Annotated in this window: 8 protein-coding genes; 4 read left to right on the forward strand and 4 right to left on the reverse strand. The window is 63.4% G+C overall.

Annotated elements, in window-relative coordinates; genetic code table 11:
• Positions 1 to 19 precede the first annotated feature (19 nt).
• Together ACS92L_RS01195 and ACS92L_RS01200 are read right to left on the reverse strand one after the other, a co-directional pair.
• Positions 20 to 4,894 carry an ExeM/NucH family extracellular endonuclease gene (locus ACS92L_RS01195; protein WP_438766484.1) on the reverse strand — a complete coding sequence of 1,625 codons (4,875 nt, stop codon included), beginning with the start codon at positions 4,892 to 4,894 and terminating at the stop codon, positions 20 to 22.
• Between the two features lie 129 nt (positions 4,895 to 5,023).
• Positions 5,024 to 6,766: a sugar phosphorylase gene (locus ACS92L_RS01200; RefSeq protein ID WP_438766485.1), complete on the reverse strand. Its 1,743-nt coding sequence runs from the start codon at positions 6,764 to 6,766 to the stop codon at positions 5,024 to 5,026.
• Between the two features lie 344 nt (positions 6,767 to 7,110).
• Between ACS92L_RS01200 and ACS92L_RS01205 the strand changes: the two genes are divergently transcribed.
• The 4 genes from ACS92L_RS01205 to ACS92L_RS01220 all read left to right on the forward strand — a co-directional run bounded on the left by ACS92L_RS01205 (position 7,111) and on the right by ACS92L_RS01220 (position 10,588).
• Positions 7,111 to 8,130 (forward strand): TerC family protein, encoded by a 1,020-nt coding sequence (locus tag ACS92L_RS01205; RefSeq protein WP_438766486.1) that lies wholly within the window; start codon positions 7,111 to 7,113, stop codon positions 8,128 to 8,130.
• 126 nt (positions 8,131 to 8,256) lie between these two features.
• Positions 8,257 to 9,150: a 3-keto-5-aminohexanoate cleavage protein gene (locus ACS92L_RS01210; RefSeq protein ID WP_438766487.1), complete on the forward strand. Its 894-nt coding sequence runs from the start codon at positions 8,257 to 8,259 to the stop codon at positions 9,148 to 9,150.
• A complete protein-coding gene (locus tag ACS92L_RS01215; protein WP_438766488.1) occupies positions 9,147 to 10,121 on the forward strand; it encodes a 3-hydroxyacyl-CoA dehydrogenase NAD-binding domain-containing protein in 975 nt (324 codons plus the stop codon). Before ACS92L_RS01210 ends, ACS92L_RS01215 begins: the two co-directional genes overlap by 4 nt.
• Positions 10,121 to 10,588, forward strand: coding sequence for a thioesterase family protein (locus tag ACS92L_RS01220; RefSeq protein ID WP_438766489.1), 468 nt, complete (start codon positions 10,121 to 10,123; stop codon positions 10,586 to 10,588). Before ACS92L_RS01215 ends, ACS92L_RS01220 begins: the two co-directional genes overlap by 1 nt.
• A 1-nt stretch (position 10,589) precedes the next feature.
• Here ACS92L_RS01220 and ACS92L_RS01225 read toward each other — a convergent pair whose 3' ends face one another.
• Both ACS92L_RS01225 and ACS92L_RS01230 read right to left on the reverse strand, forming a co-directional pair.
• The gene (locus ACS92L_RS01225; RefSeq protein WP_438766491.1) at positions 10,590 to 11,585 is read right to left on the reverse strand and encodes a GlxA family transcriptional regulator; all 996 of its coding nucleotides are present in this window, start codon (positions 11,583 to 11,585) and stop codon (positions 10,590 to 10,592) included.
• 53 nt (positions 11,586 to 11,638) lie between these two features.
• A complete protein-coding gene (locus ACS92L_RS01230; protein WP_438766493.1) occupies positions 11,639 to 11,887 on the reverse strand; it encodes a GlsB/YeaQ/YmgE family stress response membrane protein in 249 nt (82 codons plus the stop codon).
• Positions 11,888 to 11,952: the final 65 nt, after the last annotated feature.

Here is an 11,952-nt window from a genome sequence, read left to right on the forward strand (position 1 = left end):
GTCTTCCTTTTGAGTCGTTTCAGAAGCCGACGGCCTGCTGGGTATCGGCACCGGGGTCAATGCCGATGAGGATCGGGTCGTGATCCGAGGCGCGGAAGGGGCTGTCATCGTAGAGCGATTCGACCTGTTCGGCGCTTTTGTACTCGGTGTTGTAGTCGAGCACCGTCGGCTCATCGGCATTGATGTGCCAGGTGGTGACGCCGGTGACCTGATCGCTCATCGAGGGGCTGGCCAGGGCGTGGTCCAGCGACCCCCACTGGCCGTCATAGCTGTAGGAGTAGTCGTTATCCAGTAGCGTATAGCCTTCACCGGTCAGCGTGGTGATGGGGTCTTCCATGGCGTAGCTGTTGAGATCGCCAATGATCAGGACATCGCTGTTGCCGCTGTCGGTCGGGTCGGTCTCGATCCAGGCGGCGAGCTGTTCGGCGGCCTCGACCCGGGTCGGGTTGTTGTTGCCCTGGCCGTCGCCGATCGCCTCTTCGCCGTTGATCACGCTGCCCTTGGACTTGAAGTGGTTGACCGCGATCGAGAAGCTCTCAGCGCTGTCATTGTCCTGAAAGGTCTGCAGCATGGGGGCCCGGTTGCCGGTGGCAAAGGCGCCGCTGGTGTTGACCGCGGCATCGTTTTCCGGGGTCACGCTGTCGCCCTGATAGATCAGACCCACGGCGATGGCGTCGCTGCCGGGGGAGACCACGTTGCCGTTGTCATCACGCGGGGTAATGTAGTCCCATCCGTCATCGCTGCGGGCGTTGAGCGCCTCGACCAGCCCGGCAATCGAGCTGTCGGCGCCGAAACCGTCGTTGGCGATCTCGTTGAGACCGACAATATCGGCATCGCTGTCCACAATGGCATTGACCAGCTTGTCCTGCTGGCGCGCCAGCTCCTGTTCACTGTTGGCGCCGCGCGGGCTGTGTTCGGTGCCCTCGGGCGTGGTGATCTGATTGCCTGACTGATCCAGCGTTTCGAAGTAGTTCAGCACGTTGAAGGAGGCGACCTTGAGCGGCGCATCTCCCAGCGCCTGGGCATCGGGCTGCTCGGGGCGCGCATTGGCGGGCTGGAAGTCGAGGCCCTGGTCGCTTTGAATGCGCCACTGCTGGTAGGCGAAATCGAGCACGCCGGTGGCCTGATCCAGCGTATCGCCGCCGCGCAGGGTGTTGTCCGCCGAAAGCGGCTCGCCGCCGCGGCCGAATAGAATCTCTTCCGGGTTTTGCGCGCTGCTGGCGTCATCGAGCAGGATCGAGCGGCTTTCAAGCTGGTCCAGCCACTGCTGGTTGCCGACCTGGTCCGGGGCATTGACCTCGGTGAACTGCTGCAAACGCCCGTCGGCGGACAGCGTGACCGTGCCATAGCGCCCCAGCTCATAGGTGTCGGTGACCGTCAGCGGCGCGCCGTCCTCGCCCTGAAAGCTCACCCGCATGCTTTCGCGCGCGGCCAGAGACGACTTGTCGTCGATCGGCAGGTCCAACTCGGTAATCGTGGGCAGTGGCTGGTCTCGGCCGGTGACTTCCAGTGCGGCGATATCACTCAGCTGCGTCTTGCCCTGATACTCCTCGATCGTGCCGGTCAGCCGGACCCGGTCCCCCACGGTGAAGTCGGCCACGTCACTGTCGTCGGGCAGGTAGACAAAGATGCCCTCGGAGGTGGTCTTGTCACCGTCGCGGTCGGCGTCCTCCTCCTGCAGGAAAAAGCCGTTCATGCCGTCGCGGGCATCCAGCGTCACGATCGCCTCGAGGCTGACCTCATCGCCGGCGCGTTCGCTGCTCATGGCGCTGCCCTGAATGGTGGAAATCAGTTCCACGGGGGGAAGGTCCATAGGGTCTCCGTTGCTGTCCGGGCGGTCATTGCCCGGCGCTTCGTTGTCGGGGGTATCGCCCGGGGCATCACTGTCGGGCGCATCGCCGGCACCGTCACCGCCCAGGCCATCGAAGGTGTCCTGGGGATACTCCTGCCACTGGTCGGTGTCGAAGCGGTCACTGCCCTCGGTGACGGCCTCGTCACGGCGCAGGGTGATATCGCGGCCAAAGTACGCGTCATCGCCGACGGTACCGACAATGTCCTGAATCTCGCCCGCGCCGTTGGTCAACACGAGGGCATCGTTGCCGTTGTAGCTGGTCACGCCACTGGTCGCATCGCTGCGATCGAGCAGCGCCTGATCGGCCTGGCTGTTGGCCAGTACCAGCGTGCCACCGGGGGCCAGACTGCCATACTGATCCAGATCCTGCGATGCGTTGGCCTCGGTGTTGCCGTTGGAGTAGAGCGACAGCGTAAAGCCTGTCAGCGACAGATCGCTGCCGCCGCGGTTGGTCAGCTCGATCGCCTTGTTGTAGCCGCTGCCTTCGACGTATTCGCTGATCAAAAGGCCTGCATTCGACATGTCCGTTTCGCCGTCGCTGCCCGGCTGGCGGCCGGGGGCGGCCACAGCCGGCATGTCACCGTCGTCACCACCGAAGGTGTCGCTGACCACGCCGCCGTTGTCGCGCGTGGTGAAGCGCTGATGAATGACATCCCAGGAGGCGCCGTCAAAGCCGGTCGTATCCGGGTAGGCTTCGCGGGCGGCCAGGGTCTCGCGGCCGGGCTCGCCCAGCCACAGCGTGACCTCATCGCCGCCCTGGCCCAGGCCTGCGGCGCTGCCGGTATGGCCGATCTCGACCGTGCTGTCCTCAAGGGTGCTCTGCCAGGCGTTGCGGAACTCGGCAACATCGGCCTCGTCACCGTTGGCCACCACCAGGGCCGTGGCGCCGGGGGCGAGTGTGGTGAGACCTTCAATCATGACGGCATCATCGGGGTCGGCACTGTCATCATCGTAGTACAGGGGCGTGGTGGTGAAATCGATCGTGTCGCTGCCGGTATTGACGATTTCGAACCAGTCCTCGGAGAGGTTGCTGCCGTTCTGACCGGGCCAGATTTCGGTGACCGCGATGCCCAGATCCTGTGGTTCGGGCGGTGGCAGCGGAATGTGGCCGGTGTTGACGGTGAAGTTGCCCTCCTGACTTGCGCCGGTCTGCCAGGCATCGCTGTCGCCCAGCGCCTCGCGTAGGTCCTCAAGGCTGCCTTCCCGGTCGCCGGCGTAGTGCCACTGGGTCTCTCCTGCGGGCAGGGAGAGATCCGCGCCGTCGTCGCTACCCAGACGATACAGGGGGGTGCCTTCGCCATCGCGCACCGTCAGGCCGGCATCAAGGGACAGCGGCAGGCGAACGTCAAGCTGTTCGCTGTCGATGAGCGCGCCGGCCGGCACGCCATTCTCGGGGGCCGTCCAGGTGATCGGCTCGCCACCGCTTTCAAATGTCAGGGTAGCGCCGGGCGTTACGGGGGAGAGGGCGACCAGGCTGAAGGTATCGGCCTCGGTGTCGATCGCGGTCAGGGCAATATCGCCGCGTTCCGGTGCCAGACTCGGCAGGGCGTCGAACGTCAGCGTGCTGGAGGTGAAGGTCTGAAGGTCCTCGTCGAGATCCTTGGAGCGGGTGCCATCGTCAGACCAGTCGCTGGTGCCATTGTCGTAGGCGACATCCAGGCTGACCGAACCGTCTTCATTGACGCGAATGTTGCTCAGGGTTTCGGCGGTGCCGCCGGTGGCCTCAACGTTGGTGTTGAGATCGACCCCCTCGACCGGAACGGCCTTATGGGCACCATCCCAGCGGTAGAGCTGAAAGTCGTTGTTGGTGTCGTCGCCGTCGTCCTCCTCGGCGGGGCCGGCGCTGATCAGGTGGGTGCCGTCACCGATGGGGGTGATGTCGCGAATCGTGCGGCCGTCCAGATCAAGGCGCAGGGGCGCGCCGAATTCAGCACCGTCGGCGCTGCCGGCGGCCATCAGCGCGTCCACGTTGGTCACGGTGACCACGCTGGCCCGGCCATCATCGCCGATGGGCTCTCGCATGCCGAGATGGAGTGTGCCGTCGCGATAGAGGGCGCCTTCGACCTGAAAGCCGTCGGCCAGGTTAAGTCCGGGGGCCTCGCTGGCCGACCAGCGCATGACGGCCTCATGGAGCCCGCTGAACTGCCCGGTAACGGTCACCTCGAGATCCTCGACGCTGTCGCCGGTCACGCGGGTTTCAAAAATCATCGAACGCTCGCTGTTTTCCAGCGACCCCAGCCAGTAGTAGTGCCCGTTGCCGACATCGGCCACCGATTCGATGTCGACCTCGTCGCCGTCTTTCAGGCCCAGGGCGTCATTGAGATCGAACGATTTCAGCGCCGCGCCGGACTGGTCCCGATCATAAAGGCGCAGGGTCTGATCCTCGTCGTCGCCGGCCAGAAAGAAGCTCTCGCCGATGGCAATGGCAGCCGAGGTGTCCGAGGCACCGGTGTGAAAGCGCGCCTGCTGGTTGGTATCGCGACCGTCGGCGGCGGCGTAGTCGATGGTGTACTGGCTGTCGCGCTCGCCATCGCTGACCGTCACGGTGATGGTGGCGTTGCCGGCATTGACCGGGGCGATGCGCAGCACATCCTGATCGTCGAGCGCGGCGCGGGCCACGCCCGGGTCGCTGCTGTCGATGGTAACCGTGAGCTGCTCGCGCGGCATGTCGTCATCGGTAAAGGCGAACGCGATGCCGCGTGTCGAGGCCGGGTCGGTCGGGTCGCCCATCACGCCCCGGATGCTGGCCCCGGCGTCATCGAGGGTCAGACCTTCCGAGCGTTCGGTGTCCACCGTGATCACGGGGGTGGCCGGTGTCTCCGGGTCAACCGGCACGTCCTGTGGCGGCTCGGGCCGGGCCGGCGCTTCGGGGAACAGGCTGTCGCCGATGCGCTCGAGCAGGCCGTCTAGGCGTGTGATCAGTGATTCGAGCGGCGAGAGCCACTGTTGGGTCCAGCCCGTGAGAGCGCCGAGGCCGTGTGCGAGCTGCTGGGCTTCCTGGTGAAAGCTCCAGGGGGCGGGAGTCCGGGAGAAAAATGACATGGGGCGTCCTTGCAGGTGGTTGTTGATTGTCGTGGCCCGGCACTGTCACGGACAGTACCGGGCACCCTGCATCCTGAAAGCGTGTTGTTGCAGCATCGTGAAGCGGAGGTTGCAGTCCCCACTTTCGAACTAGTCCTCGCTGATCAGCCAGCAGCTGCGATAGGGCTTGAGTATCGGCTTGTCGTCGCTCGGGTCGATGCGCCCGAGCAGGTCGTGCCAGCGGTGCCCGGCCCAGGCCTCGGGCAGGCTCAGGGGATGAGACCGGTCGGTGACGTTGTGCACGGCGAGAAGGCGGCGGCCATCGGCAAGGGGCCCGCGCAGGAAGGCAAAAAAATGCGGACCCAGATCGATAATCTTCTGGGATGCATCGGGATGAAAGCAGGGCTCCTGGCGGCGGGTCTTCAAGCGCTTCGTCAGCGCCTCGAACACGATATGCGTCGGCGTGCTGTAGGCCTCCAGCAGCGGCTCGAGTGCCTCGCGCTGCCAGTGCTTGCGGTTGATCGCGCGCAGCCGGCCGGTGCGGGTGACACCTTCGTGGTCGTTGAGTGTGGCCAGCAGGCTGTGAACATAGACCGCTGGAATGCCCTGCAGGCCCAGCATGATGGTCTGGGAACAGATAAAGCGGGCAATCTGCCAGGGGTCGGCGCCGCGTCGCGTGCCCTTGAGGGCGTCAAAGTAGGTGATGTTGATCTCGTAGGGCGAGTCCTGCCCGTCGGGGTCGGTCTTCATGCTGATAAAGCCGCCAAAGCGCTGCATCAGCTCCAGCAGGGCATCGATGTCGTGGCGCGGCAACAGGCCTTCGAGCGCGCGAACGCCGACGCCATCATGGCTGGCGGTAAAGTTGAGATAGGTGCAGCCGTCGGGCAGCGGCGGCAGCGTGGCGGCCCATTCGGTCAGGGCGCGGGCATCTCCATTGGTCAGGGTGTGCAGCAACAGCGGCGGCAGGGTGAACTGATAAATGATGTGGGCTTCATCGCCGTTGCCGAAATAGCTCAGATTTTCCTGATGCGGCACGTTGGTCTCGGTAAGAAGCAGTGCGCCCGGGGCGACACGCTCCATGACGGCGCGCAACAGCCGCACAATGGCGTGGGTCTGGGGCAGATGGATGCAGCTTGTTCCCAGCGTCTTCCATAGATAGGCGATGGCATCGAGTCGAATCAGGCGCGCGCCCTGGTCCAGGTAATACAGCAGTACGCCGACCATCTCGATGAGAACGTCGGGGTTGGCAAAGTCGAGATCGATCTGGTCCTCGGAGAAGGTGGCCCAGACATGGCGCATGCCGCGCCGGGTCGAGACCGGCGTCAAAAGCTTGGTGTTGCGCGGGCGGGTGACGCTTTTGACGTCGGTGTCCTCGGGCAGCTCGATGAAGTAATCACGTCCGGGCGGCGTGTCGGAGAGGTAGTCGATAAACCACAGTGATTCCCGCGAGACGTGGTTGATGACCAGATCAAACATCAGATTGAAGCGCCCGGCCAGATGGCGAACCTGCGGCCAGTCCCCCACGGTGGGACTGACCCTGCGGTAATGAATGACCGAAAAGCCGTCATCACTGCTCCAGGTGAAAAAGGGCAGGATATGAACGGCGCTGAAGGTCTTCTCAAGGTGATCGTGCAAAAAGCGCTCCAGCACGTCCAGCGCGGCGCTGTCGCTCTCATCAATGATGCTGTCGCCGTAGGTGATCATCATCTGGGTCTGCTCGCTCCACAGCGGCTGCGGCTCGCAGACACGCCCTTTTTGATGCTGGGCGATCAGCGCCTCCAGGCGCTGCAGGATGTCGGGGGCGTGCTCGCCATAGACGAAGGCAAGTTCGGCACGGGCGCGCGTGTGAAAATCAGCGCGGGAGAGGGCGGCAACCAGGGGGGCGGCGGACATGACAGGACTCCGGCTTCTATTATTGTCGTCTCCTTATCAAAGCCGGTGATCCACGGAAATTCAAACTGTATCGGGCCTGAAACAACCTTAAGACTTAATTATCAGCTTGCGCTGATGTAAAACCTGACTGACACTTGCCGCTGTTGAAGGAGGGGAGTATTCCCTGCAGGGCGCGGTGTCTTTGATCAGGCGCGCGTTTTTCTACAGCGGTGTCGTCATCACGGTGAACTGTTGCCATCAGGCAGTCGCCCGGTGCCGCTGGTCCGATGTCTCACCATGAAGGTCAATGGCGTGTATCGGGCGGAAGAGACCTCCGGTAAATCTTCTTTGCCGGAGAACTATGCATGAACGTTCCAGCCTGGGTCTGGGGAGCTACCGTTGCGAGCTTCGCGGCCATCTTTGTTTTTGACTTCTTCTCGCACGTGCGCAAGCCGCATGCGCCGACCCTGCGCGAATCCGCACTCTGGTCGATCTTCTACATCAGCCTGGCCGCCGTCTTTGGCGTCGGGCTCTGGATGGTGTGGGGCCATGACCACGGGGTAGAGTATTTCGCCGGTTTTATCACCGAAAAGAGCCTGTCGGTCGACAATCTGTTTGTTTTTGCCATCATCATGGCGAAATTTGCCGTGCCCCGGATCTATCAGCAAAAGGCGCTTTTGATCGGCATCATCATGGCGCTGGTCATGCGCGGTATCTTCATTGCCGTGGGCGCGGCGGCCATTAACCGCTTCAGCTGGGTCTTTTATCTCTTTGGCGCGTTTCTCCTCTATACCGCCTTCAAGCTGGCGATAGAGAGTGCGCAGCACAAAAAGAAGGATGCCGATGACTTTGAGCCCAACGCGCTGGTGAAGTTTGCCCAGCGCCACCTGCCGGTGACCGACCAGTTCCACGAGCAGCGTCTGCTGGCACGTGAAAACGGCAAGCGGGTGCTGACCCCACTGTTTCTGGTGGTGCTGACGCTGGGCGTGACCGATCTTTTGTTTGCCCTGGACTCCATTCCGGCCATTTACGGCCTGACGCAGGAGCCCTATATCGTTTTCACCGCCAACGCCTTTGCGCTGCTGGGGCTTTTACAGCTCTATTTCCTGCTGGGGGGCCTGCTGGACCGGCTGGTGTATCTGGGCTTCGGGCTGTCGCTGATTCTGGGATTTATCGGGGTGAAGCTGGTCATGCACGCCATGGTCGAAAACACGCTGCCTTTTATCAACGATGGTCAGCCGCTTGAATGGGTGCCACACATTTCAACGGTCCTGTCTCTTTCCGTCATTATCGGCATTCTGGTGGTGACGACCGTGGCCAGCCTGATCAAGAGCCGCGCCGCCGGCAAAACCGCCTCTGACACCGCTTCCGACCCCGCCCACTGAGGCCGTGATGGTGCCGGCCGGACGCCCTGATGTCGCACTGCGTCATCAGGGCGTCACCTGACGTCAAATGTTTGTTCTTCGAGCACCGGATACTGGAGATCCTCTCCATCCACCGAAGGACACATCATGAACCAGGACGTCATTTTGACCTGCGCCGTGACGGGGGCAGGCGACACGCCCTCACGCAATCCCGCTGTCCCCGTGACCCCCAAAGAGATCGCCGATGCGGCCATCGAGGCGGCAAGAGCCGGCGCCAGCATCGCGCATATCCATGTGCGCGACCCGGCCACCGGCGGTGTGAGTCACGACAGTGACCATTTTCATGAGGTCGTGGAACGCGTACGCGCCGCCGATACCGATATCGTCCTCAATCTGACCGCCGGTGGCGGCGGCGACCTTTCCCCGGAGCTCGACAAGGGCGTACTGCGCGCCGGGCCGGGCAGCGACCTGCAAACGCCTGCCGAGCGCCATGCGCCGATCGACGCACTGCTGCCCGAAATCTGCACGCTGGACTGCGGCAGCATCAACTTCGGCGATATGGTCTATCTCAACAGTGCCGGGTGGCTGCGCGAACAGGCAGCCCTGGTTCGCTCGGCCGGCGTCAAGCCCGAGCTTGAGTGCTTTGATACCGGTCACATCCGTTTTGCCCGCCAGCTGATCGACGAGGGTCTGATCGAGGGTGCGCCGCTGTTTCAGCTGTGTCTGGGCATTCCCTGGGGGGCCGAGGCGCAGGCGCAGACCATGCTGACCATGCGCGATCTGCTGCCGCATAACGCTCACTGGGCGGCCTTTGGCATTGGCCGAATGCAGATGCCGATGGTGGCGCAGGCCATGCTGCTGGGCGGTCACGTGCGCGTCGGGCTTGAAGACAATCTGTATCTCTCCAGAGGCATCAAGGCCGACAACGCCGGCCTGGTAGAGAAGGCCGGCGGCATTGTCGAAGCCCTCGGCGGGCGGGTCATGAGTCCGAGCGATACGCGCCGGCATCTGGGGCTGCGCTCGCCGGGAGGTGAGGCATGAGCCAGGCACAGACCAGGCAAGACACCATGGCGGTGATCGGCTGCGGCGTGATCGGCAGCGGCTGGGCCGCGCGGGCGCTGGCGGCCGGCATGACGGTGCAGGCCTGGGACCCGAATCCCGAGGCAGTCACGACACTTCAAAACCAGATCGACACCGCCTGGCCGGCGCTGAGCCGCCGCGGGCTGGCAGAAGGGGCTTGTCGCGACAATCTTTACTTCACCACCGATCTTGACCAGGCGCTGGCAGGGGCGGATCTGGTTCAGGAAAACGCGCCCGAGCGGCTGTCACTCAAGCAGTCCCTGCTGGCCGATATCGATGCCCGCGTGCCGGAACAGGTGCTGATCGGGTCATCGACCTCGGGCATCAAGCCCAGCGAGCTTCAGGCGCAGTGTTGCCACGCCCCCGGGCGGGTCATCGTGGCGCATCCGTTCAATCCGGTCTATCTGCTGCCGCTGGTCGAGCTGGTGGGCGGCGAGCATACAGGGCAGACGCAGCTGGCAGCGGCCGGCACGCACTACGAGCGGCTGGGCATGCGGCCTCTGATCGTTCGCCGCGAGATTGAAGGTCACATTGCCGATCGGCTGATGGAGGCGCTATGGCGTGAGGCGCTGCACCTGGTCAACGACGGTGTGGCCACGACCGAGGAGGTCGATGCCGCCATCGTCTACGGTGCCGGCCTGCGCTGGTCGCTGATGGGCACCTTTTTGACCTTTCATCTGGCCGGCGGCGAGGGCGGCATGCGCCATATGCTCGAGCAGTTCGGCCCGGCGCTGAAGCAGCCCTGGACGCGGCTGGAAGCCCCCGAGCTGACGCCAGAGCTGGTCGACCGGGTGGCCGGTGGCAGCGAGTTCCAGGCCGGCGGCCGGTCGGTTGCCGAGCTCGAAGCCCGGCGCGACCGCTTTCTTGGCGAGCTTCTCGAGGTGGTAGAGCGATACTGGCCCGAGCAGGAAGGCCTGGGAGGGCGAATCTGATGGCGCTGTCGCTTTTGACACGGCCCGTGCTGCCGGCATGGGTCGATTACAACGGCCACATGAACGATGCCGCCTACGCGCTGGTCTTTTCACACGGGGTTGAGGCGCTGATGGCCCATCTCGGACTGGACGAGCATGGCCGCTGTGCCCACGAATACACGATCTTTACCCTCGAAACCCATCTTTGCTACCTACAGCAGGTTGAGGAAGGCGCCCGAGTGCACTGCAACGTGCTGCTGCTGGCAAGTGATGCCAAACGACTGCATGTCTTTTTTACCCTGACAGATGACAAGGGCGAGCGGCTGGCCACCAGTGAGCAGATGCTGATGGGCATCGATACTCGCACTGGGCGGGCTGCTGCCTTGCCGGGCGAGATTGCGGCCCGGGTCGCACGACTGCCGGGTGTTGAGTCGGGTCACTGGCCGGATCAGGCCGGGCGGCGTATCGGGATTCGTCGCCGGTCCTGACCTAAAGCGCCTTCGAGCGGCGATACCGGCCGGGTGCGACGGCGTAGTGGCGCTGAAAGGTATGGCTCAGACCGGAAGCCGAGGTGAAGCCGCAGGCCAGTGCGATAGCCGTGATGCTCATCTCGCTTTCTTCAAGCAGCGTGCGCGCCCGGGCCAGACGCAGGGAGAGATACCAGGCCGCCGGCGTACTGCCGAGCGCTTCGGCAAAAAGGCGCTGCAGCTGCCGACGCGAGACGCTGGCCCGTTGTGCCAGTGTCTCGATCGGGATGGGGCTTTCGAGATGCTGCTCCATCAGGTGAAGGGTTTCGATCAGCGGGCGCTGGTGCAGATTCAGCCGCCTTGCGATCGACAGGCGCTGCTGGTCCTCACGGCTGCGCACCCGATCATGAATCAATTGTTCGGCCACGGCGTGAGTCAGGTCCTGGCCATGATGTCGGGCGATGGCGGCCAGGCTCATGTCCATGGATGCGGCGCCGCCGGCACAGAAAAAGCGCTTTCGGCCCAGCTCGAACAGGGCTTCACTGGTCTGCAGATGCGGCCATCGCTCCTTGAAGTCCGGCAGGCTTTCCCAGTGCAGGGTGATCCGATCCTCGGGATCAACAAGCCCCGCCATGGCGAGCACGAAAGCGCCCGTATCGATACCGCCCAGCCGACAGCCCTGCTGATCAAGATAGTGCAGCCGTCGGTGCAGGGCGCGGCTCAACCGTTTCAGCGGGGTAAAGCCTGCACAGATCGCCAGCGCATGGGGAGATTCGATGTCTTCAAGAGCGGCGTCGGCCATCAGACGCATCTCGTTGGAGGCAGTGACGGGCTTACCGTCAACGCTGACTACCGTCCAGCGATAAAGTGTTTGTTCGGCGATACGGTTGGCGATTCGAAGCGGCTCGACGGCGGAAAAAAACGCCATCATCGAAAAGTGTTCGATCAGTAAAAAGGCGATATGTCGCTCGGGTGGTGAGCGGTCCTGCGAGGGTGGGGTCGAACGGAGCAGGGTCATGATGGGTGATGGACTCAAAGCGGCTGCCCGTAGGCAGCCGCCGGGGGCAGGCGTTACTTCTTGACCACACGATAAAGAAACAGCAGCACCACAGCACCGATAACGGCCACGACAAAACTGCCGAAATTGAAGCCATCGACGCTGCCAAAGCCCAGCGCGGTACCGATCCAGCCGCCAACCACGGCGCCCAGAATACCGATGATGATGGTCACGATAATGCCACCGGGATCCTTGCCAGGCATCAGAAATTTGGCGATGGCGCCGGCAATCAGGCCAAAGATGATCCACGCGATAATACCCATACTCAGCTGCTCCTTGCTGTTGTCTTGTCCTGCCTTACCGGACGTTAAAGGGCCACGGAACGACG

The sequence above is a fragment of the Kushneria halocnemicola genome, assembly GCF_965650455.1.
Lineage (GTDB): Bacteria > Pseudomonadota > Gammaproteobacteria > Pseudomonadales > Halomonadaceae > Kushneria.